The 25429-nt window shown below is 63.0% G+C and carries 23 protein-coding genes and 1 tRNA gene; 13 read left to right on the top strand and 11 right to left on the bottom strand.

Going from position 1 to position 25429, the window contains the following annotated elements; translation table 11 throughout:
* Positions 1-47: 47 nt before the first annotated feature.
* Complete coding sequence (locus tag HHL24_RS09395) at positions 48-1346, bottom strand: c-type cytochrome (protein ID WP_169485237.1); 1299 nt, start codon at positions 1344-1346, stop codon at positions 48-50.
* A gap of 21 nt (positions 1347-1367) precedes the next feature.
* The gene (locus tag HHL24_RS09390; protein WP_169485236.1) at positions 1368-2099 is read right to left on the bottom strand and encodes a c-type cytochrome; all 732 of its coding nucleotides are present in this window, start codon (positions 2097-2099) and stop codon (positions 1368-1370) included.
* A 367-nt stretch (positions 2100-2466) separates the two neighbouring features.
* Between HHL24_RS09390 and copC the strand changes: the two genes are divergently transcribed.
* Both copC and HHL24_RS09380 read left to right on the top strand, forming a co-directional pair.
* Complete coding sequence (gene copC, locus HHL24_RS09385; RefSeq protein ID WP_169485235.1) at positions 2467-2844, top strand: copper homeostasis periplasmic binding protein CopC; 378 nt, start codon at positions 2467-2469, stop codon at positions 2842-2844.
* Complete coding sequence (locus tag HHL24_RS09380) at positions 2841-3770, top strand: CopD family protein (RefSeq protein WP_169485234.1); 930 nt, start codon at positions 2841-2843, stop codon at positions 3768-3770. Before copC ends, HHL24_RS09380 begins: the two co-directional genes overlap by 4 nt.
* 85 nt (positions 3771-3855) lie before the next feature.
* Here the strand turns inward: HHL24_RS09380 and HHL24_RS09375 are convergent, their stop codons facing one another.
* The 3 genes from HHL24_RS09375 to dgoD all read right to left on the bottom strand — a co-directional run bounded on the left by HHL24_RS09375 (position 3856) and on the right by dgoD (position 5804).
* On the bottom strand, positions 3856-4086 hold the full coding sequence (locus tag HHL24_RS09375) for a YodC family protein (RefSeq protein WP_169485233.1): 231 nt from the start codon (positions 4084-4086) through the stop codon (positions 3856-3858).
* Between the two features lie 27 nt (positions 4087-4113).
* Positions 4114-4416: a hypothetical protein gene (locus HHL24_RS09370; protein WP_169485232.1), complete on the bottom strand. Its 303-nt coding sequence runs from the start codon at positions 4414-4416 to the stop codon at positions 4114-4116.
* 239 nt (positions 4417-4655) lie between these two features.
* Positions 4656-5804 carry a galactonate dehydratase gene (gene dgoD, locus HHL24_RS09365; protein ID WP_074765636.1) on the bottom strand — a complete coding sequence of 383 codons (1149 nt, stop codon included), beginning with the start codon at positions 5802-5804 and terminating at the stop codon, positions 4656-4658.
* A gap of 340 nt (positions 5805-6144) precedes the next feature.
* On the opposite strand from dgoD, the gene HHL24_RS09360 reads away from it, so the two are divergent.
* Entirely contained in the window at positions 6145-6858 is a 714-nt protein-coding gene (locus tag HHL24_RS09360; protein ID WP_169485307.1) for a FadR/GntR family transcriptional regulator, read from the top strand.
* 47 nt (positions 6859-6905) lie between these two features.
* On the opposite strand, the gene HHL24_RS09355 is transcribed toward HHL24_RS09360, so the two are convergent.
* Positions 6906-8444 carry a DHA2 family efflux MFS transporter permease subunit gene (locus tag HHL24_RS09355; protein ID WP_169485231.1) on the bottom strand — a complete coding sequence of 513 codons (1539 nt, stop codon included), beginning with the start codon at positions 8442-8444 and terminating at the stop codon, positions 6906-6908.
* Between the two features lie 137 nt (positions 8445-8581).
* On the opposite strand from HHL24_RS09355, the gene HHL24_RS09350 reads away from it, so the two are divergent.
* The 5 genes from HHL24_RS09350 (at position 8582) to HHL24_RS09330 (ending at position 14860) form a co-directional block, all read left to right on the top strand.
* A complete protein-coding gene (locus tag HHL24_RS09350; protein WP_169485230.1) occupies positions 8582-9025 on the top strand; it encodes a MarR family winged helix-turn-helix transcriptional regulator in 444 nt (147 codons plus the stop codon).
* Between the two features lie 122 nt (positions 9026-9147).
* Positions 9148-10032, top strand: a complete 885-nt coding sequence (locus HHL24_RS09345) for a LysR substrate-binding domain-containing protein (protein ID WP_169485229.1) — start codon at positions 9148-9150, stop codon at positions 10030-10032.
* 113 nt (positions 10033-10145) lie between these two features.
* Positions 10146-12254, top strand: coding sequence for a LamG-like jellyroll fold domain-containing protein (locus HHL24_RS09340; RefSeq protein WP_169485228.1), 2109 nt, complete (start codon positions 10146-10148; stop codon positions 12252-12254).
* Between the two features lie 13 nt (positions 12255-12267).
* A complete protein-coding gene (locus HHL24_RS09335) occupies positions 12268-12621 on the top strand; it encodes a hypothetical protein (protein WP_230417394.1) in 354 nt (117 codons plus the stop codon).
* 100 nt (positions 12622-12721) lie between these two features.
* Positions 12722-14860, top strand: coding sequence for a phosphocholine-specific phospholipase C (locus tag HHL24_RS09330; protein ID WP_169485227.1), 2139 nt, complete (start codon positions 12722-12724; stop codon positions 14858-14860).
* A 229-nt stretch (positions 14861-15089) separates the two neighbouring features.
* On the opposite strand, the gene HHL24_RS09325 is transcribed toward HHL24_RS09330, so the two are convergent.
* The 5 genes from HHL24_RS09325 to HHL24_RS09305 form a co-directional block, all read right to left on the bottom strand.
* On the bottom strand, positions 15090-15440 hold the full coding sequence (locus tag HHL24_RS09325; protein ID WP_169485226.1) for a hypothetical protein: 351 nt from the start codon (positions 15438-15440) through the stop codon (positions 15090-15092).
* Between the two features lie 84 nt (positions 15441-15524).
* A tRNA-Met gene (locus HHL24_RS09320) sits at positions 15525-15601 on the bottom strand.
* 86 nt (positions 15602-15687) lie between these two features.
* Positions 15688-17346, bottom strand: a complete 1659-nt coding sequence (locus HHL24_RS09315) for an MFS transporter (RefSeq protein WP_169485225.1) — start codon at positions 17344-17346, stop codon at positions 15688-15690.
* A gap of 230 nt (positions 17347-17576) precedes the next feature.
* Positions 17577-19115 carry a sensor histidine kinase gene (locus HHL24_RS09310; RefSeq protein ID WP_169485224.1) on the bottom strand — a complete coding sequence of 513 codons (1539 nt, stop codon included), beginning with the start codon at positions 19113-19115 and terminating at the stop codon, positions 17577-17579.
* A 9-nt stretch (positions 19116-19124) separates the two neighbouring features.
* Positions 19125-19913 (bottom strand): response regulator transcription factor, encoded by a 789-nt coding sequence (locus tag HHL24_RS09305; protein ID WP_169485223.1) that lies wholly within the window; start codon positions 19911-19913, stop codon positions 19125-19127.
* A gap of 243 nt (positions 19914-20156) precedes the next feature.
* Here HHL24_RS09305 and recA point away from each other — a divergent pair, with 243 nt between their 5' ends.
* From recA to sucD, 5 genes are all read left to right on the top strand, one after another.
* Positions 20157-21233: a recombinase RecA gene (gene recA / locus HHL24_RS09300; protein WP_169485222.1), complete on the top strand. Its 1077-nt coding sequence runs from the start codon at positions 20157-20159 to the stop codon at positions 21231-21233.
* Positions 21234-21240: 7 nt separating this feature from the next.
* Positions 21241-22200 carry a recombination regulator RecX gene (gene recX, locus HHL24_RS45025; RefSeq protein ID WP_407947488.1) on the top strand — a complete coding sequence of 320 codons (960 nt, stop codon included), beginning with the start codon at positions 21241-21243 and terminating at the stop codon, positions 22198-22200.
* A gap of 177 nt (positions 22201-22377) precedes the next feature.
* Entirely contained in the window at positions 22378-23127 is a 750-nt protein-coding gene (locus tag HHL24_RS09290; protein ID WP_169485221.1) for a DUF2889 domain-containing protein, read from the top strand.
* Positions 23124-24293, top strand: coding sequence for an ADP-forming succinate--CoA ligase subunit beta (sucC, locus tag HHL24_RS09285; RefSeq protein ID WP_169485220.1), 1170 nt, complete (start codon positions 23124-23126; stop codon positions 24291-24293). The genes HHL24_RS09290 and sucC overlap by 4 nt, the downstream gene beginning before the upstream one ends.
* Before the next feature lie 112 nt (positions 24294-24405).
* Positions 24406-25287, top strand: coding sequence for a succinate--CoA ligase subunit alpha (gene sucD / locus HHL24_RS09280; RefSeq protein ID WP_035548412.1), 882 nt, complete (start codon positions 24406-24408; stop codon positions 25285-25287).
* Positions 25288-25429 lie beyond the last annotated feature (142 nt).

Genomic DNA, 25429 nt, shown 5'->3' with positions numbered 1-25429 from the left:
GCGGCCGCGTATTTCGCAGGCCGCGCCCCCGGTGCATCTAACGCCGCTTAGTCGAGCGGCGCCGAACGCAGATCAGACACTTGCTGCGGCGACACTGCCGTACCGTGGTTGCCCCACGACATACGAATGTACGTCACGACAGCGGCCACTTCCGTGTTCGACAGTGCTTGTGCGAACGGCGGCATGCCGTACGGATGCGGGTTGGCTTCCGTGCTCGGCGGGTAACCACCGTTCAGCACCATACGGATCGGATTGACCGCCGACGGCATCTGGATCGACTGGTTGTTCGCGAGCGGCGGGAAGGACGGCGGCATACCGAGGCCGTTTTCCGCGTGGCACTTCGCGCAGTTGTCAGCGTAGATCTTCTGACCTTGCTTCAACAGTTCGCCGCCGAACTTTTCCGAGGTTTCGAGCTGCAGCGGTTCCGGTGCTTCGCTCTTCTGCGGAATCGTCTTCAGGTACGTTGCCATCGCGTTGATGTCTTCGTCCGACATGTACTGCAGGCTGTTGTGAACCACTTCAGCCATCGGACCGAACACCGCGCCGCGGTTCGACACACCGGTCTTCAGCAGGTCGGCGATGTCTTTGGTTTCCCAGTCGCCGAGGCCGGCTTCCTTGTTCGACGTCAACGACGGTGCATACCAGTTCTGCAGCGGGATCAAGCCGCCAGCGAACGCCGCCGAGCTGACCGGGCCGCCCATTGCGTTGATCGACGTGTGGCACATGCCGCAGTGGCCGAGGCCTTCGATCAGGTACGCGCCACGGTTCCATTCGACCGACTTGGTCGGATCAGCCGTGTACTCGCCTTCACGGAAGAACAGCGTGCGCCAGCCGATCAGCATGTTGCGCTGATTGAACGGGAATTTCAGTTCGTGCGGACGGCTCGGCACATTGACCGGCGTAACCGAGCGCAGGTACGCGTAGATCGCGTCCGAGTCGGCGCGCGTGACCTTCGTGTAGCTTGTGAACGGGAAGCCCGGATACAGCAGGCTACCGTCTTTCGAACGGCCCGTGTGCATCGCGCGGTAGAAGTCGTCCTGCGTCCACTTGCCGATACCGTACTGGTCGTCAGGCGTGATGTTCGGCGTGAACATCGTGCCGAACGGCGTAGCCATCGGCAGGCCGCCGGCGAACTGCTTGCCGCCGCGCACCGTGTGGCAGGCGATACAGTCGCCGGCGCGGGCGAGGTACTCGCCCTTCTTGATCAGCGCGGCCTGGTCGGCGGGCGTTGCCGCCATAGCCGTGCCGTTATGCAGGTTGTCGCCGCCCGACCACAGGACGGGAACGAGTGCGGCAGCCGCAACGACGACGACTGCCGAGAGGGCGAACAAAGACTTGCGTTTCATTTGAGTGTCTCTCCCGGTGCCTTATTGCGGTTCGCTGCCGCAGGCAAGCGGAGTCTTCATCGAGCGGGCCGGAGCCGGCACGGGGTTTTGTGGGGCCGTTTGCGTGGAAAGCCATGCAGCGACGGCGTTCACGTCTTCGTCGGTCAGACGCGTGGCGATGGTGTGCATGCAATCAGGTGCGATGGCATGACGCGAGCCCGAACGCCATGCGCCCAACTGCGCGCTGATGTAGTCCGAATGCAGGCCGACCAGACCCGGGATAGCGGGTTCCATGCCGGTCAGCGCCTTGCCGTGGCAAGCCGCGCAGGCCGGAATCTGTTTGGATGCGTCGCCGTGCAGCACGATCTGCTGGCCGCGCGCAACGATGGTCGCCGACACGGTCGGCTTGGCCGGCGTGGGGTACGGCGGACGTTGCTGCGAGAAGTACGTGGCGATCTGATGAAGGTAGTCGTCCGAGAGATACGTGACGAGGTAGTTCATCGGCGGGTACTTGCGGCGCCCTTCGCGGAAGTTCTGCAACTGGTTGTACAGATAGTCGGCCGGCTTGCCCGCCAGACGCGGGAAGTAGTCGTTGTCGGTACCTTGGCCATGCGAGCCGTGGCAGGCCGTGCAGCCTTGCACGCGCGCTTCCATCGTATCGGGGGCCTTCGGTTGAGTCTGCGCTTTCGCAGCGCTATAGACGCCCGCGGAGCCGATCAGCAGAAGGGCAAGCAACGGGCGGAAAATGCGTCTTGAAGACACGCGTAACTCCATCAAAATCGGGGACCTGACCGAACTTCGAGCGGCTCGGTGTGAAGGGCAGCCGGCGCTGCGGCGACGCAGAATTCTATCATCGAAGGCTGATGGTGACTATTTGCCACAATAGAGAAGGTTCCTGGTGTCACGCCTATGCGACAGTTTGACGCACACCGCTGCGTGGCTGGCGGCTCGGGCGTCTCGATTTTGTCCGCGGAATCGCGTGTGCACGTGCCGCTCCCGCGGGCTTGCATAACAAAGCAGGTTGAACCGACGCGCGCGCCGACCATCGAAGCGTACACTTCCGGGCGCGCCGGCGTCTGTCCGACGCGGACGCCCCCGGCTCAACGCCTACCGTTTTACTTCCACAAGCTATCGGCCTTACATGAAGCTATTCAATTTTTCCCGTCCGGCGCTGCGTGCGTTGACGTTCGGCGCCGCGGCGCTGGTCATGACGTCCACGGCTTTTGCGCATGCGCATCTGGTGTCGAGCGAGCCGGCGGCGAACGCCGAAGTGGCCGCCGCCACTGAAGTGACGATCCATTTTACCGAGCCGCTCGAGCCGGCTTTCAGCAGGATCGAGCTGAACGACGCGAGCGGCAAGCCCGCCGCGCCGGCTGCGTCGCAAGTCGACAAAAGTGACGCAAAAGTGATGCACCTGCCGCTGCCGCAGCTGACGGCCGGCCGCTACGCGGTGCACTGGACGGCGGTTGCCACGGACGGCCACCGCACGCAAGGCGACTTCGCGTTCATCGTCAAATGAGCATGGACGGACTGTGGATCGGGCAGGTCGCCATGGCCGCGCTCATGAATGTCGCGTTTGCGTTTGCTGTCGGTTCGGCCTTGCTGGGCGCGTGGCTCGCCAAGGACGCGCAGGCCAAGATCAACCCTGCACGGCCTGCCTGGTTGCGCGCTCAACGGTCGATGTTGACGGCCACCGTCGTGCTGGTGTTCGCGGATCTCGGCTGGCTGTTGTATCAGGCGGCGTCGATGAGTGGCGTGGCGTTGCCGGCGGCCATCGGCGTGGTGCCGACCGTATTGACGCAAACCCATGTCGGTTATGGCTGGAGCGTGGCGTTCGGCGGCGCGCTGGTGCTGCTGGGCACGGCCATGGCCGGTCATACGGGCATGCTGCGCAATGCGCTGCTGTGGCTCGCGGTGATTGCGATTGCGGCGGGCAAGGCGTCGCTCGGGCACGCGGCCGATGCCGGCCCGCTCTCGGCGGCGATCGGCATGCAGACGCTGCATGTGCTGGTCACGGGCGTCTGGGGCGGCCTGACGATGGCGGCGGGGCTTGCGGTATTGCCCGCGCTCGGCACGTCGACCGCCCGTGGGATGCTGATCCGCACGGCGACGCAGGTGTCGAACGTATCGGTGGTGGCGGTCGGATTTGTGCTGCTGACGGGCATCTTCAATGCCGTGCGCGGTTCGGGCGGCTCGTTCGAAGCGATCCAGATGAGCACGTGGGGCCATGTGCTGACGCTGAAGCTGACGCTAGTCGGACTCGCGCTCGTGCTCGGCGGACTCAACCGCTTATCGGCGCTGCCGCGCTTGCGCCGTACCGCCTCGACGATGGACGCGCATACCTTCGTCAACGTGCTGTATCTGGAGGCGCTGGCGATGATCGGCGTGTTCGTCGCTGCGGCCGTGTTGTCGCATAGCGTGCCGGCGTTCGCCGCGTTGGGCTGAGATTAAAAAAAGCGCCGCACAGCAAAAGCGTGCGGCGCAATACACACGGTCGCCCGGCGGTGGCCGGCTGATCCGTTACTGCCCTCTAGGCAGCGAGCGCGTTGTGCGCCCGTTCCAGCGTCTCTTCCGGAAACATCTCCTGCTGCAGCTCGCCGTCATTGCCGAACCACTGGCAGATCAACCAGTTGCCCGGCGCGAACAGCACTGGCCCGGTCCAGGTGGCCGTCATCGGACGCCCGCCGGACTTGAGCGTCAGGACGTCGCCGGCGCGGTAAGCGGGTCTTGCGGACCTTGCAGGTCTATTTCCCAGTCGCATGGTGAGCATCCCGTTCAAGGAAACCGATTATTCAAGGCCGAGCCGATGTCCGAGAATCGGCGCGCAGAAGAGCGCGATCGCGCAGCCTGCTGCCTTGCCTTCCAGCTCGGCGCTCGCGGCGCGCGAACCGACCATTTGCGTCAGCAGATCGAAGAGCTGCGGCAGGCAGTACAGCACCGCGGCAGCGATAAAGCATTTTTCGACCACGGAGATGCGCCAGCCGCGTTCATAGGCGAGCATCGCGCCGATGATGCGAAGCACGCCGAACACCACCAGCGCGCCGACGGCGGCCTGTTCGCGGATCAGATAGTCTGGAAGGAATTCGCCCATGATGTTCCCCGATGCATTTGTCGTTTGAATGCATTTGAGCAAGGAGTGGGCCAAGCGTATGTCTGATGCCGAACAGACGGGCGGAAAGCCTTTCTGGATAAGGCTTTGCGCAATGCGATGGGGGGTCTTTGAAAGACCGGAACGTGCGACTTCAGGCCGTTCCGGTCCGCGATGTTACGTAACTGCGACGGCGTGCGCGTCACGCCACCGTAACGCGCACGCCGAGCGCCGTCACGCGATTACCATTCCGCGACGCTTCCGTCCTCATGGCGCCACACCGGATTGCGCCAGCGGTGGCCGACCTTCGCCATCTCGCGCACCTTCTCTTCGTTCACTTCGATACCGAGGCCTGGACCCTGCGGAATCGACACGAAGCCGTCTTCGTATTTGAAGACTTCGGGGTTTTTGATGTAGTCGAGCAGGTCGTTGCCCTGGTTGTAGTGAATGCCCAGGCTCTGTTCCTGGATGAACGCGTTATAGCTCACCGCGTCGATCTGCAGGCAGGTGGCCAAAGCAATCGGACCGAGCGGGCAGTGCAAAGCGAGCGCGACGTCGTACGCCTCGGCCATCGACGCGATCTTGCGGCACTCGGTAATCCCGCCCGCGTGCGACGCGTCCGGCTGGATGATGTCGACGTAGCCGCCCGACAGGATGTGCTTAAAGTCCCAGCGCGAATACAGACGTTCGCCCAAAGCGATCGGTGTATTGGTCTGGTTGACGATGTCGCGCAAGGCTTCCGCGTTTTCCGACAGCACCGGCTCTTCGATGAAGAGCAGCTTGTACGGGTCGAGTTCTTTCGCCAGCACCTTCGCCATCGGCTTATGCACGCGGCCGTGGAAGTCCACGCCGATGCCGATGTTCGGCCCGACCGCTTCGCGCACGGCCGCGACGTTGTTGATGACGCCTTGCACCTTGTCGAAGGTGTCGATGATCTGCAACTCTTCCGAGCCGTTCATCTTCACCGCCTTGAAGCCGCGTTCGACCACGGCGCGGGCGTTGTTCGCGACATCGCTCGGACGGTCGCCGCCGATCCACGAATACACCTTGATCTTGTCACGCACCTGGCCGCCCAGCAGCGCATGAATCGGCACGCCATGATGCTTGCCCTTGATGTCCCACAGCGCCTGGTCGACACCGGCAATCGCGCTCATCGTTATCGGGCCTCCGCGATAGAAGCCCGCGCGATACATCACCTGCCAGTGGTCTTCGATCAGCAGGGGGTCTTTGCCGATCAGATAGTCAGACAGTTCCTCGACGGCAGCCGCCACCGTATGCGCGCGGCCTTCGACCACCGGCTCACCCCAGCCGACGATACCTTCGTCTGTCTCGATCTTCAGGAAGCACCAGCGCGGCGGAACGATGAAGGTTTCGAGCTTGGTGATTTTCATGGTGTGCGTCTCCTTGCGGCCTGGGTGCCTGCGTGTGCGGGCAATTTTGAGGATTCACATGCTACAACAAAAGCGCGTTTAAGTACTATTAATAGTACTATTGGCCAAATATTGGCTGGCTGTTGGTCGGGCTGTTGGTCGGGCTGTTGGTCGGGATGTCGGTCGGAATGTTGCTCGGATGCTGGCCGGGAAGTTGGCCGGGGCGGCTGGATACTCTCCATGCGCCGGCGAGGCCGCGGACGAGCGCGGGCCGAGCATGACCCACGCCGGAACGGCGGCGAAGCCATAGGTTGGCACGTCGGGATGCCGGATAATCGCGATCGTTCCGGATTCAGTGACGATATCAATAGCAGCCCAAGGCTGCTGGGAGAAAGCTATTCAGCACGATCTGCATGGGCGCGTCGCCCATCTGCTGGCGACCGCGATTCTGCGCGGCGACTACGCGCCCGACTCGATCCTGCCGCGCGAGGCGGAGTTGATGGACACCTTCGGCGTGAGCCGGACGGTGTTGCGCGAGGCGCTGCGTACATTGACGTCGAAAGGACTGATCGAATCGCGTCCGCGGGTGGGCACACGGGTACGGCCGAAACACGCGTGGAATCTGCTCGATGTCGATGTGCTCGACTGGTACTCGCGCGTTGCCGAGCCAATGGCCTTCGCACTCAAGTTGCAGGAAATGCGCGAGATGATCGAGCCGTACGCGGCGGGTCTGGCGGCGGCCTCGCACACGGACGACACCTTCAAAGCCCTGGCGGCAGCGCATGCGTCGATGGTCGGGGCACGTACCGTCGACGAATGGGTGCGCGCCGATCTGCAGTTTCATCTGAGCGTGCTGACGGCGTGCAGTAACGAATTGCTGATTCCGCTCGGCACGCTGATCGAGCGAACGTTGGAAGCGCAGTTACGCCTGAATGCTAAACGCGCGGACGTGTTCAATGCGTCGCTCGCGGAACATTCGGCGGTGTTCGAAGCGATCCGCGACCGTGACGCCGCGGCGGCGCGAGAGGCGATGGCGGGGTTGCTGGGGGTGACGCGCGGAAGAATCGAAGGGTGAGCGTGACGCGAGTGCGCCGCCGCTCCCGCTTGACTTCATCCTCGTGCTCAATCCATCGCGGCATGCGCCACTGATGCATCCGGCGCCTGGCGCGCTGGGCGGATCAACAGCAGCAGCGGAATAACCAGCAACGTGGCCACGAACATCAGCTTGAAGTCATTCAGATACGCGATCATCGACGCCTGCTGCGTAATCGACGCGTTCAGCGCCGCCAGGTCGTAATTTGATCCGCTGTTGAGCATCGGCTGGATCGCCGGATTGAAGGGCGTGATATTCGCCGCGAGGTCGGCATGCGAGACCTGGGTGTTGCGCGTTATCAGCGTCTGCACGATCGAAATGCCAATACTGCTACCGATATTGCGCATCAGGCTGTACGTCGCGGTGCCGTCCGCGCGCAGTTCGGGCGTTAGCGTAGAGAAGGTCAGCGCGCTCAATGGCACAAACACGAGACCCAGGCCGAAGCCCTGGATCACGCCGGGCCAGACGATGTTCGACTCCGACAGCACGATCGTGTAATGCATCATCTGCCACAGCGCGAACGCTGAGATCAGGAAGCCGGTGAGCAGCAACAGCCGCGCATCGACCCGCTTCAATAGCCGCCCGGCGAACAGCATCGCGACCATGGTCCCCGCGCCGCTCGGCGCCGTGACGAGACCCGTGGTCGCGACCGGATAGTTCATCAGGTTCTGCAGCATCGGCGGCAACAGCGCGCGCGTCGCATACATCACAGCGCCGATCACGAAGATGAAGAACGTGCCGGTGGCGAAGTTCGGGTCCTTCAGCAACTCGTACTTGAAGAATGATTTCTTGCCGACCGTCGCCGTATGCACGAGGAAGAACGCGAAGCTGATCGCCGCGATCAGCGCCTCGATAACGATCTCATGTGAGCCGAACCAGTCGAGCTGTTCGCCGCGATCGAGCATCGCCTGGAACGCGCCGATGGCGAGACCCAGGGTGGCAAAGCCGAATGCGTCGAATTTTGCGTCGTGCTTTGGTTCACGCGCAGGCAGGAAGGTTGCCACGCCGAACAGCGCAAACGCGCCGATCGGCACGTTGATGAAAAACACCCAGCGCCAGTTGTAGCTATCGGTGAGCCAGCCACCGAGCGTCGGCCCGAGAATCGGTCCGACCATCACGCCCATGCCCCACACCGCCATCGCCTGGCCCTGCTTTTCGCGCGGATTGATGTCGAGCAGGATCGACTGCGACAGCGGCACCAGCGAGGCCCCGAAAATCCCCTGCAGCAAACGCGACGCGACGATCTGCGTCAGCGTTTCCGACAACCCGCACAGCGCCGAGGCCACCGTGAAACCGCCGATCGAGAAGATCAGCAGCCGCTTGACGCTCAGCCGGTCGGATAACCAGCCGGTCAGGGGCGTGGCGATCGCGGCCGCGACGATATACGAGGTCAGCACCCACGTGATCTCGTCCTGCGACGCCGACAGCGTGCCCTGCATGTGCGGCAGCGCGACGTTGGCGATGGTGCTGTCAAGCGTCTGGATCAACGTCGCGAGCATGATCGAGACGGTGATCATCGGCCGGTTGAGCGGCGCGGCGGCGCTCGTCGGCGAGGAGTCGGAGGACATGAGGGAGCGGGATCTTCGATATAGTAAGCATGCTTAGTATATCGGCTGCAAGCGCATGCGCCCACCAGGAATTATGCGGTGCCTGAATTGCACCCGTTTTGACGATGACAAACAAAAGCCTTTCGTATAATCCGCGCATGACCACCCAACTCGAAGAACGCTTCGGCTTTCTGATTTCCGACGTCGGCCGCCTGACAGGCAAGCGTTTCGACGATCTCGCGAAATCATCAGTCGATTTGACGCGCGCGCAATGCCGCGTGCTGGCCAACCTCGCCCATTACGGCGACGTCAATCAGGCGCGGCTCGCGGATCTGCTCGAAGTCGCGCCGATTTCGGCGGGACGCCTGCTGGACCGCATGGAAGAGGGCGGCTGGATCGAGCGCACGGCCAATCCAGAGGATCGCCGTGAGCGCCAGGTGCGGATGACGCCGAAGGCCGAGCGAACGCTCGGCAAGGCCCGTAAAGTGGGCGATGAAGTCGCGTTGGAAGCGCTGAACGGTTTCAGCGACGAAGAAGCGAAGCAACTCATCGCGCTGCTGCAACGGGTGCGCGGCAATCTCAGCCGCCTCGTGGACCGTTGACGTCACGCGTATGGCGTCGCATCTACGCAGCGGCGCTTGCAACGCATTACAAAATCAAAAGCTGTTCGTAACGAAATTGCCACGTTACGGTAATAAATTGGAAGTTTTGCCTTTGGCCTTCCATGCTCGCAACGCTTCTGGTCGCCTTTTATGAAACCGTCCGGCAGGGCAGTGTCACCGCCGCCGCGAAGCGCCTCGAAGTCAGTCAGCCGACCATCACGGCGCGCATCCAGCAACTGGAAAAGCAGTATGGCGTCGAGCTGTTCCATCGGCGCGGCAGCCGTTTCGACCTGACTGACGCCGGCGCCGCGTTGATGCCGCTGATCGATCGCATGCAGCAAACCGAAAGCGATATCGACTTCACGCTGCGCAACGAACGCGAACTGGCCACCGGCAATCTGCGGGTCGGCGCGACCGGGCCTTATTACATTCTGCCGACCATCGCGGCGTTTCATCGGCAGTATCAGGCCGTCAAGATCTGTGTCGAGATCGGCAATTCGCAGCAGATCCTCGATGCGCTGCTCGACTTTCGTGTCGATCTCGCGGTGTCATCGCAACGGGTCGACGACCCACGCCTCGCACGCCGTACGATTGCCGACGATCCGCTCGTCGTCGTCGCGCATTGCAGGCATCCGCTGGCCGCGCAGGAAGTGGTCAGGCTCGCCGACGTCGCCGCGCATACGCTTCTGCTGCGCGAGCCCGGCTCGCGTACCCGCGAGGCCACCGAGACCGCGCTCAAGCGCATTGGCGTTGCACCGAGAATGCTGATCGAAATCGGCAGCCGTGAGGCGATCTACGAAGCGATCCGCCACAACATGGGCTGCACGCTGATGCCGCTCGGTGAGGCGCCGGCGCATCCCGATCTGCGACAACTGCCCCTGGACACCGACGCGCCGATCCTCCAGGAGTATCTGTATTACCTCGAGGCGCGGGCCGGCTCGCGTCTCATCACCGCCTTCATCGCCAACGTCGACGCGCTCGCGCAGCGGTCTCCAAAAGAATGCTGATGCCGGTATCGGTCAGTTTGCGCAGAACGACATAGCCGCGTCGTCCGTGGTCCCTATCGTTGCAACGACTCGCCGGATGGTCCGGCGCATATCGGCATCGAGAGGGGACAAACATGAGACGGCACACCGTCGTGCAATTCGCATGCGGCTTGGCGCTGCTCGGCGCGCTGGGCGCAACGGCTGCGCTGAGTGGCTGCGGCGGCGTATCGCAGACCGGCGACAGCAATTCAGGCAACAGCGCGGGCAATACACAAGTCGGCTCGGGTACGCCGGCCAGCACGCCGGCTACGTCCGGCGCACCGGCGGTCAAAAAGATGCTGCTGGTCGAACTCGACGGCGTGACGTATAGCGCGTTGAGCGCGGGTATTGCCGGCGGCAAGCTGCCCAATCTGGCGAAGCTGACCGTGGCGCCCGCGTACAGCGGCGGTGTCAACGGCACGCTGTCGCAGCAACCGAATCTCGATACGCCGGGTTGGGCGACGGTGCTGACCGGCACGTGGGCCGACCGTCACCAGATCAATTCCGACGCCCCCAATCAGGCGTCGCACAGCAGCACTGTGTTCCAGATGCTCAAGAGCGCGGGCGCCGGCACGGTGGGTGCGGCCGTCGATTCGAGCGGTCTCGCGGCCTTGCTGACACCGGATCAGAATGCCGGCAATCTCGACGCGCTGGTGAACTGCGCCTCGGTCGACACCTGCGTCACGCAGAACGGCGTGAGTCTGATCGACAACGGCTACTCGCTGGTGTTCGCGCAATATCACTCCGCGCAAGACGCCGCGCTCAACGACGGGTTGTCGTCGACGAACTACACGAGCACGTTGACGCAACTGGATGCCGCGCTCGGCACGCTCGTCGCCGAAACCGCGAAACGCAGCAACGAGAACTGGCTGATCGTCGTGACCAGCAGTCACGGTCTGAACGCGGCAGGCGGCACCGACGGCTTGCCGCTGCCGTCTGAATCGACCAGCTTCATCGCCCTGAACCAGGCGCCGAATGCGCGCCTCGGCAACACCACCGCACCGACTACGATGGCCGCGCTTTACACGCGCGCCAGCATCGCCGACATCACGCCGACGCTGCTCGCCTATAAGGGCGTGCTGCCGGATCCCACGACCTATGCGCTCGACGGCGGCCAGTTCATCGGCGCCACGCCCGTGTTGCAACTGCTCGGCACCACCGGCAGCGATAACGCCAGCCTCGTCCTCACGTGGACTGCGCCCGCTACCGGCGCGATCAGTGTGCTGCGTAACGGCACCTTGATCGCGAGCCTGCCGGCGGGCACTGCGACCTATACCGACAGTCAGCTCGGCCTGACGGCTACCGGTGTCTACCCGTTCAACTACACGGTGGTGGCCGGCAGCGCGCCGCTCGCGACGATCACCCAGGTCGTGTACGTGCAACCTCCGCCGCCGCCACCTCCGCCGCCGCCGCTCGCGACCACGCTGACCAACGGTCTCTCCAGCTACTACCCGTTCGGTGCGCTGCCGCCTGTCGACCGCCTGAGCGCCAGCACGATGGCGCCGTGGGCCGCGGACGCCGACGGTGGCTCGCTGGTTGCCGATCCGTTCGGCGGCAAGGGCTTGCAGATCGACACGCATACGGTCGACAGCAACGGCTTCGATGGCTACAAGCTCACGCAGACCAACGACGTCACGACTCACGCGCAATTCACGATCGGCTTCTGGTTCTACACCTCGTGCGCGAATCTCACGGGCAACGGCACGCCGGTGTTCTCGAACAAGAACTACTACTCGGGTGGCAATGCCGGCATCGCGATCGGCCTGTTCCCTGGTTCGGGTACGAGCTGCAATGTCCGCTTCAATCTCGGCGACGGCAGCACGCGCAACGACATCAACGGCCTGAACGTCAGCGCCAACAAGTGGACTTATCTCGCGCTGACCATCGACACCGCCGCGAAGAAGATCAATGCCTACGTCTTCGATCCGGTGCTCGGCGAGGAGAAGGTGCTGAGCCAGACGCTGAGCGTCAACATCGCCAAGCTGCCTGGCCTCGGCGTGTTCGGCCTGAACGAAGACGGCACCGGCAAGTACTACATGAACGCCTGTAACGATACGCCGCCGTACACCGTCGGCAAGTGCGCGGCGACGCCGCCGGACGTGCAGGCGTTTAGCGATCTCGCGCTGTGGACCCGCGTCGTCACCGAAACCGAGCTGCAGTCGATCTTCGGTTCGGGCCAGCCGCTGTCCACCCTCACCCACTGAACGGAGTCCTGCAATGAACCCGACGGCTTCCTTTTCGAAAGCGCCCGAGACGAATGAGGCCTGCGCGACGCGTGAGGCGCATCAGGCGCACACCCGCTGCGGGCTGTGGCATATGCGTGGCCTGCTGACGGCCGCGGCCTTGTGTGCGCTGTCCGTATCGGTGGCCGGCTGCGGCGACGGTTTGAGCAGCAGCACCAGCAATGGCGCAGCCGGCCCTGCCACCGCCGCGAATAACGCGGCGGCCGGCGCGGGTGGCGCAAGCGCGCCGGTGCCGATCGTCGCCGCGCCTGCTTCCGGTGCGTGCGCCGCCCTGGGTGCAAGCGCCGCGCAGCCGTTGCAGAACACGCAACTCGTCTGCGCGCCCTGACGTGCTGTTTGCCGAGTGCGCTTTGCCGCCTGTCCGTCGAGCCATCGGCTGAGACGGGCCGGCGAGGCGCACAGATTCTGACGACCCCAACACGCCAAACATGACCTCACTGGACCGCCGTACCTTCCTGCGCAGCGCCGCGGGCGCTGCCGCGCTCAGCCTGTTTCCGCCGGCCATCCGCCGCGCGCTTGCGATTCCCGCAAACAACACCACCGGCACCATCAACGACGTCCAGCACGTCGTCATCTTCATGCAGGAGAACCGCTCGTTCGACCATTACTTCGGCACGCTGCCGGGCGTGCGCGGCTTTAGCGACCGGTTCACGATTCCGCAGCCTGGAGGCACGACGGTGTTCCAGCAAAACGACGGAACCCGCAGCGTGCTGCCGTTCTACCTCGACAGCACGAAAGGGAACGCGCTGCTCGCCGGCGGCCCGCATTCGTGGAGCGACGCGCATCAGGCGTGGGACAGCGGACGCATGACGCAGTGGCCGAAAGCCAAGGGCGATGTGTCGATGGGCTATCTCAAGCAGGGCGACCTGCCGTTCCATGTCGCGCTGGCGAATGCTTTCACGATCTGCGACGCCTATCACTGTTCGCTGCATGGCGGCACCAACTCGAACCGGATCTTCCTGTGGACCGGCACCAATGGCGCGAGTGCCGGCGCCAATGCGGTGGTCAACAACGACGGCTGGGACGGCCTGGGCGCTTCGGCTACCGGCCTCAAGTGGACCACCTACCCGGAGCGTCTCCAGGCGGCGGGCGTGAGCTGGAAGGTCTACCAGAACATGCCGGACAACTACACGGACAATTCGCTCGCCGGTTTTGCGACCTACCGCAAGGTTAACGAGACGCTGCCGGGTTCGCCGCTGTTGCCCTACACGCAGTCGCTCGAAGCGGTGGCGCCGCTGTACAAAGGCATCGGCAATACGATGCCCGATGGCGGCTTCCTGCAGGCGCTGAAAGACGATATTGCTGCCGGACAGATGCCACAAGTGAGCTGGATCGTGTCGCCGCAGGCGTACTGTGAGCATCCGGGCGCTTCGACCCCGGGGCAGGGCGGCTATTACCTGCAACTGTTGCTCGACACGCTGACTGCGAACCCCGACGTGTGGAGCAAGACCGTGCTGTTCGTCAATTACGACGAGAACGATTGCTTCTTCGATCACATGCCGCCGCCCGACGCGCCGAGCAAAAACATCGACGGCACGTTCGCGGGTAAATCCACGGTGAACACGCAGTACGAGTACTTCACGGAGCCGAACCCTCCCGGCGATTCGTCGCCGATGGTGCCGGACGGGCAATGCTTCGGACCGGGGCCGCGTGTGCCGATGTTCGTCGTGTCGCCGTGGAGCACCGGCGGCTGGGTGAATTCGCAAGTGTTCGACCATACGTCGGTACTGCGTTTTCTGGAGCAGCGTTTCGGCGTGACCGAGACCAATATCAGCCCGTGGCGGCGCGCGGTGTGCGGCGATCTCACGTCGGCGTTCAATTTCCGCAATCCGAACGACGCGCCGGTTGCGGCGCTGCCGGCACCAACCAAAGCCCAGGCCGATGCGCAGAACACGCAGCAGAGTGCCCTGGGCGCGGTGCCCGTGCCGCCGGTGGCGAGTCAGCAGATGCCGCAACAGGCGCTGATGTCGCGGCCGTCGCGCGCGTTGCCGTACCTGCTGCACGTGAGCGCCAATGCCGATGTGCAGGATGGCCTGATCTGGCTGATTTTCAGCAACACGGGTACGGCGGGTGCCGTGTTTCATGTGTACGACCAGTTGCATCTCGATCGGGTGCCGCGCCGCTACACCGTCGAAGCAGGCAAGGAACTGTCGGATTCGTGGGCCGCGCTCGCCGACGACCAGGGTAACTACAGCCTGTGGGTGCTCGGGCCGAACGGTTTTCATCGCTCGTTCCAGGGCAGCGTCGCGACGGTGGTCACCGGGCCGAATCCGGAAGTGCGGGTCTGCTACGACATCGTCAACAACGCGGTCTATCTGACGATCATGAATTCGGGCAACGCGACGGCCAACGTGACGGTCACCTCGAACGCGTATCGCAGCGATGGCCCGTGGACCTACGCGGTGCCCGCGGGGATGCAGGTAGAACCGTACTGGTCGGTGAGCGCGGTGGGTGGCTGGTACGACTTCACGCTTGCTGCACCGGGGGGTTACTCGCGGCGTTTTGCAGGCCGTGTCGAAACCGGTAAGGACAGCGTCAGCGATCCGGCGATGGGCGTGGCGAGTTAGAGCAAGAGCAGTGTCGTGCTGAATGCGCGAGGAGTGGCATTTGATGGAGTCAGCTTCGGCTGACTCCTTTTTTTATGGCTGGTCTGCCGGGTCGTGGCTAAATCTGTTGACGCTTGCTACGCATGAGGCCGGTTGCGTACGCGAGTGAGCTTTATCGCCGTGTTGTGCGACGAGTGTGTAGCCGGCTACGCCCACGAGCGAGCGGAGCCCAGCCGCTATGAACGCGCGACTACTTGGCCTCAGAGGCCGCAGCCGCGCCCGACGGCTGAACCAGTTCGAAGCAGGCAGGCGGCGCGGCCGGCGTTTTCGCTTTCGCGTCGGGTTGCTGCGGGTCGATGCATTTGAAGGCGCTCTGATCGCGCTGAACGAAAATCGTATCGGCCGGGGTGGCATTGCCGCGTGCGTCATTCACTACGGCGACGATTTTGTAGCCGTCCTGAAGCAACGTCGAAAGCGTGATCGGACTGGCGCGCCACTGACTGTCGGGCGTCGTTTGGGCGTTGGTGGTGAGCGCTGATGCGGCGGTGAAAAGCGCGATGGATGCGGTGACCACGGCAAGCGCGGCGGTACGGAACGTCATCAAGAAACCTCCTTGAAGTTGCTGTTTGGAAAGCCAAAACAAAAAAGCCGCTGACCTTGTGGATCAGCGGCTTTTTCTTGCAACTGGTGGCGAATCAGGGACTCGAACCCCGGACCTGCGGATTATGATTCCGTCGCTCTAACCAACTGAGCTAATTCGCCGAAAGAAGCGAGATTATGAGGATAGGGCCGGGGGCTGTCAACCCCCACTGCACAACTTTTTTAAATTGCCCCGTCCGTCAGGCGTTTCAGTCCTTCGCGTAGATATCCGAGTCCTTGGTTTCCCTGATGAACAGCATGCCGATCACGAACGTGGCGACCGCGATCACGATCGGATACCACAGCCCCGAAAAGATGTTGCCCTTCGCCGCGACGATCGCGAACGCGGTCGCCGGCAGGAAGCCGCCGAACCAGCCATTGCCGATGTGATACGGCAGCGACATCGAGGTATAGCGGATCCGCGTCGGGAACATCTCCACCAGCATGGCCGCGATCGGACCGTAGACCATCGTCACGTAGATCATCATGATCGTCAGGATCACCACGGCCATTGGCCAGTTGATCTGCGACGGATCGGCTTTTGCCGGGTAGCCGGCGGCTTTCAGCGTCGACGCGATGGTCTTGTCGAACGCCTTGCCCTGATCCTTGGCGTCGGCGGCCTTGCCGTCATACGTGTTGACGACCGTATCGCCCACCTTGATCTCCGCCAGCGTGCCCGCCGGCGCCGCGACGTTCTCGTAGTTCAGGCCGGCCTTCGACAGCGCGGCCTTGGCGATGTCGCACGAACTCGTGAACTTCGACGTGCCCACCGGGTTGAACTGGAACGAGCACTCGTCAGGATTCGCGATCACGACGATCGGCGCCTTCGCGCTTGCGGCTTCCAGCGCCGGGTTGGTGTAGTGCGCGAGCGCCTTGAACAGCGGGAAATACGTGCACGCGGCGATCAGCAGGCCGGCCATGATGATCGGCTTACGGCCGATGCGATCCGAGAGCGAGCCGAAGAACAGGAAGAACGGCGTGCCGATCAGGAGCGCGATCGCGATCATGATGTTGGCGCTGCTGCCGTCCACCTTCATCGTCTGCGTGAGGAAGAAGAGGGTGTAGAACTGGCCCGTGTACCAGACTACGGCCTGGCCGGCGGTCAGGCCCACCAGCGCCAGAATCACGATCTTCAGGTTCTTCCATTCGGCGAACGCTTCCGTCAGCGGCCTCTTGGAGGTCTTGCCTTCGGCCTTGATGCGCTCGAACACCGGCGATTCGTGCAGTTGCAGACGAATCCACACCGACACGGCCAGCAGAATGATGGACGCGACGAACGGAATGCGCCAGCCCCAGACGCCGAACGCGTCTTCGCCCAGCGCCGTGCGCACGCCGAGAATCACCAGCAGCGAGAGAAACAGGCCGAGCGTGGCGGTCGCCTGGATCCACGAGGTGTAGAAGCCGCGGCGTCCCGCCGGCGCGTGTTCGGCGACGTAAGTAGCGGCGCCGCCGTATTCGCCGCCGAGCGCGAGGCCCTGCAGCATGCGCATCGCGACGAAGATCACCGGCGACGCAATGCCGATCGACGCATAGCCCGGCAGGAAGCCGACCAGGAAGGTCGACAGGCCCATGATCATGATCGTCACGAGGAAGGTGTACTTGCGCCCAACCATATCGCCGAGGCGCCCGAATACGATCGCGCCGAATGGCCGCACGGCGAAACCCGCGGCGAAGCTGAGGAGCGTGAAGATGAAGGCGGCCGTCGGATTGACGCCGGAGAAGAAGCTCTTGCTGATAAAGACCGCGAGTGAACCGGCCAGGAAGAAGTCGTACCACTCGAAAACTGTACCTAGCGACGATGCGAAGATCACCCGCTTCTCTTCGTGCGTCATCGGCACGTGCGAGATTTGCCCGCCAACGGTAGCCATATGTCGTCTCCAATATTGATATGTGTACGCAGTCCGCCGGCAAAGGCGTTCCCGTGGAACCGATTATTGGAGTGGAAACTTACGGCGTACTGACGTGGAGGGGTGAAGTGGCAGTTACAGGCGCGTGAGGGAAAATTCCATCAACAAACGCCAAATAGCTTACAAGTTCTTGTAAAGTTTGTCTAAATCATCTCAATATGGCGTCGCTGGATGCGTGGATCTGTACGCTCCTAGGGTAAGTCCTGTGCCCGTTCGAGCACTTGCAAGCTGACACGCACGAGCGTGCCGGCAAGCCGCGGGGTGGTTTGATAGACGTTGTCGTCGATCGTCATCTCCCCGCCGTGCATCGTTGCGATCTCGCGGACGATCGCGAGCCCAAGGCCGCTGCCGTCGCCTTCACGGCCGAGAATCCGGTAAAAACGCTCGACCACTCGCGAGCGCTCGGCCACCGGAATGCCGAGCCCGGTGTCTTCCACTTCCAGATGCACGCGCCGCGCCGTTACGTCGTGCCGTACCCGCACGGTGATGCGCCCACCGGGCGGCGTGTAGCGGATCGCGTTGTCGATCAGATTCGACAACATTTCCCGCAGCATGACCGGGTTGCCGTCGACTTCGACCGGCTCTTCGGGGGCTTCGTAGCCGAGGTCCATCTGCTTGGCGAGCGCGGCCTGGACCCAGTCGCGCACGGCATGACGCGCCATCTCCGTCACCTCGACGGGCGTGAAAATTTGCCCGGACATGCGGTTTTCCGCGCGCGCCAGCGCCAGCAGCTGGGTGACGAGACGCGCCGCATGCTCCGAACTGGTGGCGATCTGTTCGAGCGAGCGGTGGACTTCCGCGGAGGCGTCCTGGCGCAGCGCAAGCTCAGCCTGGGTGCGCAGACCGGCAAGCGGCGTTTTCATCTGATGGGCGGCGTCGGCGATAAAGCGCTTCTGCAACTCCATGTTCTGTGCGAGACGCGTCAGCAGATCGTTGAAAGACGTCACCAGCGGCTCGATTTCCGGCGGCGCGCGGCGCGCTTCGAGCGGCGACAGATCGTCCGGGCGGCGCGCGCGAATGTGCGCCTGCAGGGCATGCAGCGGCGCAAGTCCGCGCGACAGGCCGAACCACACCAGCAGGATCGCCAACGGCAGGATGACGAACTGCGGCAGGATCACGCCTTTGATGATGTCGTTGGCAAGCTGGCTGCGTTTGTCGAGCGTCTCGGCGACCTGCACCAGCACCGGCTGAGCGCCGGGGGTTTGCGGAAATTCGACGGTCGTATAGGCGACGCGGATATCGTTGCCGCGCAGCACGTCGTCGCGGAATTCGACGAGACCCGGCGGTGGCCGGTCTTCCTCGTGCGGCAGCGGCATGTCGCGCTCGCCGCCGACCAGTTCGCCGCGCGTGCCAAGCACCTGATAGAACACGCTGTCGACGTTGTCGGCGCGCAGAAAGTCGCGGGTGGAGTCGGGTAGCGATAGCTCCGCCACGCCGTTGATCGGATGGATCTGGCGGGCGAGCACGTAGGCGTCGGTTTCGAGCGCGCGGTCGAACGGGCCGTTGGCGATCGACTTGGCGACCAGGTAGGTGACCGCGAGGCTCATCGGCCAAAGCAGCAGCAGCGGCGCCAGCATCCAGTCGAGAATCTCGCCGAACAGCGAGCGCGGGCGTGCTTCGGCGGCGGCTTCGGTTTCGTCGGGCGGGGCGAACGGATTGGCGTAGCGCTCGTCGCGTGCCTCGTCGAGGTCCGCCGCGTGCGCCGTGGCGCGGTCTGCGCGTGCGGACATGGGCGTCCTCTATTTGTAGTGATGGCTCGCCGGCATCGCGGCCGACGGGGGCGATGCCGGCGGTTCGGGCTCAGCGGGAGCATGCGGCGTGGGCGCGTTGGCGCTCACATTCACGTTCGTGTTCGCGGGCAGGGCGGCTTTCTCGAGGCAGTACCCGAGGCCCCGCACGGTGATGATGCGCACGCCGCTCGGCTCGATCTTCTTGCGCAGCCGGTGTACGTAGACTTCGATCGCGTTATTGCTGACTTCCTCGCCCCATTCGCACAGATGGTCGACGAGCTGCTCCTTCGATACCAGCCGCCCGATCCGTTGCAGCAGGACTTCGAGCAAACCGAGTTCGCGTGCCGACAGGTCGATCACCTGCTCATTGACATAGGCGATCCGGCCGACCTGATCGAACGACAGCGAACCGTGCCGCACCACCGTCGGGCCGCCGCCCGCGCCGCGCCGGGTCAGCGCGCGCACGCGCGCCTCAAGCTCGTTAAGTGCGAAGGGTTTGGCCATGTAATCGTCGGCGCCGAGGTCGAGACCTTTGACGCGTTCGTCGACGCTGTCCGCGGCGGTGAGAATTAGCACCGGCACGTTCGAATTACGGGCGCGCAGGCGGCGCAGCACCTCGAGCCCGGACATGCGCGGCAGGCCCAGGTCGAGGATCAGCAGGTCGAAAGTTTGCATCGACAGGGCGGTGTCGGCCTCGACGCCGTTCTTCACATGATCGACGGCATAGGCCGATTGGCGGAGTGATCGAACCAGACCGTCCGCGAGTATGCTGTCGTCTTCGGCAATCAGAATTCGCATGGTGCGCCAACCTGGCCTTGCCGGCACCGTGGGGTGTCCCCTGGCGCACAGCGGTCTCCGAAAATTATTGTGGGTAGTTGGGCGGCGCGACGGTAAAAATGCGCGTTCGCATGAGAATCGCGCTTGCCAAAACTACTGTTTTTTTATACAGTGTCTGAGTTTCGTGTGCTGTCCTTCAAGAATCTTGAAAAGGCGGGCCGCACATCTGCCTCAGACGCCGTTCATCATAGCAAAGGACGATTCATGGAAGAAAGCAAGAAAGGCTCGGCTGGACTGACTGCTGAAAAGGGCAAGGCACTCGCTGCCGCGCTCGCGCAGATCGAAAAGCAGTTCGGCAAAGGGTCGGTCATGCGGCTCGGCGCAGGTGAGGCGGTCGAAGACATCCAGGTGGTCTCAACCGGATCGCTCGGCCTCGATATCGCGCTGGGCGTCGGCGGTTTGCCGCGTGGCCGGGTGGTCGAAATTTATGGTCCGGAGTCGTCCGGTAAAACCACGCTAACGCTGCAGGTCGTCGCCGAAATGCAGAAGCTCGGCGGCACGGCAGCGTTTATCGACGCGGAACATGCGCTGGACATTCAGTACGCGCGCAAGCTCGGTGTGAACGTAAACGACCTGCTGGTTTCACAGCCGGATACCGGCGAACAGGCGCTCGAAATCGCCGACGCACTGGTGCGCTCAGGCTCGATCGACATGATCGTGATCGACTCGGTGGCGGCACTCGTGCCGAAGGCTGAAATCGAAGGCGAAATGGGCGACTCGCTGCCGGGTCTGCAAGCGCGTCTGATGTCGCAAGCGCTGCGTAAGCTTACCGGCACGATCAAGCGCACGAACTGCCTCGTGATCTTCATCAACCAGATCCGTATGAAGATCGGTGTGATGTTCGGCAACCCGGAAACCACCACGGGTGGTAACGCGCTGAAGTTTTACGCGTCGGTGCGTCTGGACATTCGCCGGATCGGTTCGATCAAGAAGAACGACGAAGTGATCGGTAACGAAACGCGCGTGAAGGTGGTGAAGAACAAGGTTGCGCCGCCGTTCCGTGAAGCGATTTTCGACATTCTGTACGGGGAAGGTATTTCCCGTCAGGGCGAAGTCATCGACCTCGGCGTGCAGGCGAAGATCGTCGATAAGGCCGGCGCCTGGTACAGCTACAACGGCGAACGGATCGGTCAGGGTAAGGACAACGCGCGCGAATTCCTGCGCGAAAATCCGGACATCGCCCGTGAGATCGAAAACCGTATCCGTGAATCGCTGGGCGTAAATGCCATGGCTGAAGCGGCGACGGGCGTAAGCGCCGAAGTCGCAGGCGAAGAAGAGTAACCAGCACGTGATACGCAAGGGCCGGCCGCAACCCAATGCTGCCAACGCTGGACGCAACGCGGACGGCCCGCGTGACAGTGACGACGATTCGTTCGAGTCGTCGTCATCCTCTTCGTCGTCACCTTCTTCCTCAACGACTTCCCGGTCCACCCGATCGTTTGGGCGGTCGTCGGGGAATTCGTCCGACAGCTCGACCGGTCGTTCGTCCGGCAGTTCGTTCGGCAAGTCTTCTGGAAGCTCTTTCGGGCGTTCCACCTCACGTGCGCCACGTTATCCGGCGGGCAACTCCGCCACCCGGCGCTCATACGCATCAGATCCCGATCCCTTTGCCGCAGCCGGCGACGCCGATCCCTTCGAGTCGTTCGATGCGCACGATCGCGCCGAGGGTCGTCAGCCGCAGTCTGATTCTTCTGCGCAAGCTGCAGCGGACCCGTCCGAAACCACCTATACCCGCTCGCGCCGCGCACCCGGCGAGGCGAAGCCAGAGCAGGACGATGAAAAAAAATCCCAGCGCCCAACCCGTTCGCTAAAAGGACGTGCACTCGGCTATTTGTCCCGGCGTGAATACAGCCGCTCCGAACTGGCGCGCAAGCTGAAGCCGTTCGTCGAAGAAACCGATTCGCTCGATACCTTGCTCGATTCGCTGGAAGCCGAAAACTGGCTGTCCGATTCGCGCTTTGCTGAAAGCCTGATCCATCGGCGCTCGTCGCGGCTGGGCGCGAGCCGGATCGTCGGCGAATTGAAGCAGCACGCGGTGGACCAAACGCTGGTCGAAGAAGCCAGTGCGCAACTGCGCGAAACCGAACTCGCGCGCGCGCAAACCGTCTGGCAGAAGAAATTCGGCCGGCTTCCCGAAACCGCCGCCGAGCGGGCCAAGCAGGCGCGCTTTCTGGCATCGCGCGGTTTCTCGGGCGCCACGATCGGCAAAATTCTCAAAGGTATCGACGAGGAGTGGAGCGGCGACTAGCTGGGTACCGCGCTGGCCCCGGCGCAAAAACCCCCGTGCTTCGCCGCCACGCCTTTGCTTTGAGATAGCGTCTGCCGCGCTCCCCGGCCCGCCGGGCGGCCCTGCGCATTCCGACCTGTCTCAAATACCCAGTATGCTAAAATTCAGGGGTTTTCCAATCCGGCCTTTCCTTCCCGCATGCCGCTCTCCCCGCCAGTATCCCGTCAGTTGCGCCATCGTCGCGCAATCAGAGCGGAAGCCTATGAGCGAGCCGATGGCCTGTGGGATGTGGAAGCGTGCTTGACCGACGAAAAACCGCGCGATGTGGTGCTTGCGTCGGGCGTCCGGCCCAATGGTCAGCCGATCCATGAACTCTGGCTTCGCATCACCATCGATCGCAAGCTCAACGTCGTCGACGCCGAAGCGTCGTCCGACTGGGTGCCCTATCCAGGGTTGTGCCAAGCCAGCAATCCCGCCTACCGTGCCCTCATCGGGCTCAATCTCCGTCACAACTTCCGTCGCGAAGCTGCCCGTTTGCTGGGCGGCACGGTGGGTTGCACGCATCTCACTGAGCTATGTGCGATTTTGCCGACCGCCGCAATCCAGGCGTTCGCCGGTGACGTGTGGAACACCAATGAAGGCACGCCGGGCGCAGCGGCGAGTTCCGGGACCGAGCAGGCCAGAAGCCCAGACAGCACAGACGAGCATTCCAACAACAAACCGCCATTCCAGCTGGGACGCTGCCACGCGCTGCGTTTCAACGGCGAGGCGGTGCAACAGTTTTATCCGCGCTGGTATGGCCGCGCTCCGTATCAGGCGGATCGTGCGGCATCGTCAGGCGACGGGGCAGCCCGCCAGACAGGTGAGGGCGGCAACGCGTCCGGCATGAACGACGGCAGCGGAAACGAAGTTCAATCCAACTCTCAGACTGAAGGGAATCACGCATGAAGATTCACGAGTACCAGGGTAAGGAAATCCTGCGGAAATTCGGCGTCGCGGTACCGCGCGGCAAGCCGGTCTTCTCGGTGGATGATGCGGTCAAGGCCGCGGAAGAGCTCGGCGGCCCGGTATGGGTCGTGAAGGCTCAGATCCACGCGGGTGGCCGTGGCAAGGGCGGTGGCGTGAAGGTCGCCAAGTCGCTGGAACAGGTTCGCGAGTATTCGGAACAGATCCTCGGCATGCAGCTCGTCACGCACCAGACCGGTCCGGAAGGCCAGAAGGTGAATCGCCTGCTGATCGAAGAAGGCGCTGACATCAAGAAGGAACTGTATATCGGCCTGGTGATCGATCGCGTTTCGCAGAAGATTGTCGTGATGGCATCGAGCGAAGGCGGCATGGACGTCGAAGAAGTCGCGGAAAAGACGCCTGAGCTGATCCACAAGATCGCCGTCGACCCGTCGACCGGTCTGAAAGATTCGGAAGCCGACGAGCTCGCAACGAAGATCGGCGTGCCCGCCGCTTCGCTGCCGCAAGCGCGCGCGATCCTGCAAGGCCTGTACAAGGCATTCTGGGAAACCGACGCATCGCTGGCCGAAATCAACCCGCTGATCCTGACCGGCGACGGCAAGGTCATCGCGTTGGACGCGAAATTCAACTTCGATTCGAACGCACTGTTCCGTCACCCGGAAATCGTCGCGTATCGCGATCTGGACGAAGAAGATCCGGCTGAAGTCGAAGCATCGAAGTTCGACCTCGCCTACATCTCGCTCGACGGCAACATCGGCTGCCTCGTGAACGGCGCTGGCCTCGCAATGGCAACGATGGACACCATCAAGCTGTTCGGCGGCGAACCGGCGAACTTCCTGGACGTGGGCGGTGGCGCCACGACCGAGAAGGTCACGGAAGCGTTCAAGATCATGCTGAAGAACCCGAACCTGACCGCGATTCTGGTCAACATTTTCGGCGGCATCATGCGCTGCGACGTGATCGCGGAAGGCGTGATCGCGGCGTCGAAGGCCGTGTCGCTGAAGGTGCCGCTCGTGGTCCGCATGAAGGGCACGAACGAAGACCTGGGCAAGAAGATGCTCGCTGAATCCGGCCTGCCGATCATTGCGGCAGACAGCATGGAAGAAGCGGCTCAGAAGGTCGTCGCGGCCGCTTCGGGCAAGGCGTAAGCCTGCCGGGACGTTCACCAGGATTACGAATGGCGGCGCGTGAGCGACGCGGGCGGAGAACATCCCGCCTCGCGGCGCAACCGCGCGACGCCAAACGAACAGAGGTCAATACATGTCGATTCTGATTAACAAAGACACCAAGGTCATCACGCAGGGCATCACCGGCAAGACCGGTCAGTTCCATACGCGTGCTTGCCGTGAATATGCAAACGGCCGCGAAGCGTACGTTGCAGGCGTGAACCCGAAGAAGGCCGGCGAAGATTTCGAAGGCATTCCTATCTACGCAAGCGTCGCTGAAGCCAAGGCTGAAACGGGCGCGACCGTGTCGGTGATTTACGTTCCGCCGGCAGGCGCTGCTGCTGCGATCTGGGAAGCGGTCGAAGCCGACCTGGATCTGGCGATCTGTATCACGGAAGGCATTCCTGTCCGTGACATGATCGAGCTCAAGGCACGCATGCGCGCAAAGAACAGCAAGACGCTGCTGCTCGGACCGAACTGCCCGGGCACGATCACACCGGACGAGCTGAAGATCGGCATCATGCCGGGTCACATCCACCGCAAGGGCCGCATCGGCGTCGTGTCGCGTTCGGGCACGCTGACGTATGAAGCAGTCGGCCAATTGACGGCGATCGGCCTCGGCCAATCGTCGGCAGTCGGTATTGGCGGCGACCCGATCAACGGTCTGAAGCACATCGACGTGATGAAGATGTTCAACGACGATCCGGAAACGGACGCCGTCATCATGATCGGCGAGATCGGTGGTCCGGACGAAGCGAACGCTGCGGAGTGGATCAAGGACAACATGAAGAAGCCGGTGGTTGGCTTTATCGCTGGTGTTACGGCGCCTCCGGGCAAGCGCATGGGCCACGCCGGCGCGCTGATCTCGGGCGGTGCGGACACGGCTGAAGCCAAGCTGGAAATCATGGAAGCTTGCGGTATCACGGTCACGAAGAACCCGTCGGAAATGGCGCGTCTTCTGAAGGCGATGCTGTAAATCGAAATTCGCGCGCAGTCACGGCGCGTTTTTGATACGCTTACGAAACCCTTTCGTGAGCAGGCAGTCTTAAAAAGCGGGGGAGTGTAGACTCCTCCGCTTTTTTATTGCCCGCGCGTCCGATTCCTTTTTACTCTTTCGC

It is taken from the genome of Paraburkholderia polaris, from assembly GCF_012927345.1.
Taxonomy (GTDB): domain Bacteria; phylum Pseudomonadota; class Gammaproteobacteria; order Burkholderiales; family Burkholderiaceae; genus Paraburkholderia; species Paraburkholderia polaris.
The sequence above is the reverse complement of the archived record's forward strand: the minus strand, read 5'-3'. Positions and strand labels throughout refer to the sequence as shown.

Coding starts and splice junctions, on each gene's coding strand:
- HHL24_RS09395 (WP_169485237.1), bottom strand. CDS start 1,346: ATGAAACGCAAGTCTTTGTTCGCCCTCTCGGCAGTCGTCGTCGTTGCG.
- HHL24_RS09390 (WP_169485236.1), bottom strand. CDS start 2,099: ATGGAGTTACGCGTGTCTTCAAGACGCATTTTCCGCCCGTTGCTTGCC.
- copC (WP_169485235.1), top strand. CDS start 2,467: ATGAAGCTATTCAATTTTTCCCGTCCGGCGCTGCGTGCGTTGACGTTC.
- HHL24_RS09380 (WP_169485234.1), top strand. CDS start 2,841: ATGAGCATGGACGGACTGTGGATCGGGCAGGTCGCCATGGCCGCGCTC.
- HHL24_RS09375 (WP_169485233.1), bottom strand. CDS start 4,086: ATGCGACTGGGAAATAGACCTGCAAGGTCCGCAAGACCCGCTTACCGC.
- HHL24_RS09370 (WP_169485232.1), bottom strand. CDS start 4,416: ATGGGCGAATTCCTTCCAGACTATCTGATCCGCGAACAGGCCGCCGTC.
- dgoD (WP_074765636.1), bottom strand. CDS start 5,804: ATGAAAATCACCAAGCTCGAAACCTTCATCGTTCCGCCGCGCTGGTGC.
- HHL24_RS09355 (WP_169485231.1), bottom strand. CDS start 8,444: ATGTCCTCCGACTCCTCGCCGACGAGCGCCGCCGCGCCGCTCAACCGG.
- HHL24_RS09350 (WP_169485230.1), top strand. CDS start 8,582: ATGACCACCCAACTCGAAGAACGCTTCGGCTTTCTGATTTCCGACGTC.
- HHL24_RS09345 (WP_169485229.1), top strand. CDS start 9,148: ATGCTCGCAACGCTTCTGGTCGCCTTTTATGAAACCGTCCGGCAGGGC.
- HHL24_RS09340 (WP_169485228.1), top strand. CDS start 10,146: ATGAGACGGCACACCGTCGTGCAATTCGCATGCGGCTTGGCGCTGCTC.
- HHL24_RS09335 (WP_230417394.1), top strand. CDS start 12,268: ATGAACCCGACGGCTTCCTTTTCGAAAGCGCCCGAGACGAATGAGGCC.
- HHL24_RS09330 (WP_169485227.1), top strand. CDS start 12,722: ATGACCTCACTGGACCGCCGTACCTTCCTGCGCAGCGCCGCGGGCGCT.
- HHL24_RS09325 (WP_169485226.1), bottom strand. CDS start 15,440: ATGACGTTCCGTACCGCCGCGCTTGCCGTGGTCACCGCATCCATCGCG.
- HHL24_RS09315 (WP_169485225.1), bottom strand. CDS start 17,346: ATGGCTACCGTTGGCGGGCAAATCTCGCACGTGCCGATGACGCACGAA.
- HHL24_RS09310 (WP_169485224.1), bottom strand. CDS start 19,115: ATGTCCGCACGCGCAGACCGCGCCACGGCGCACGCGGCGGACCTCGAC.
- HHL24_RS09305 (WP_169485223.1), bottom strand. CDS start 19,913: ATGCGAATTCTGATTGCCGAAGACGACAGCATACTCGCGGACGGTCTG.
- recA (WP_169485222.1), top strand. CDS start 20,157: ATGGAAGAAAGCAAGAAAGGCTCGGCTGGACTGACTGCTGAAAAGGGC.
- HHL24_RS09290 (WP_169485221.1), top strand. CDS start 22,378: ATGCCGCTCTCCCCGCCAGTATCCCGTCAGTTGCGCCATCGTCGCGCA.
- sucC (WP_169485220.1), top strand. CDS start 23,124: ATGAAGATTCACGAGTACCAGGGTAAGGAAATCCTGCGGAAATTCGGC.
- sucD (WP_035548412.1), top strand. CDS start 24,406: ATGTCGATTCTGATTAACAAAGACACCAAGGTCATCACGCAGGGCATC.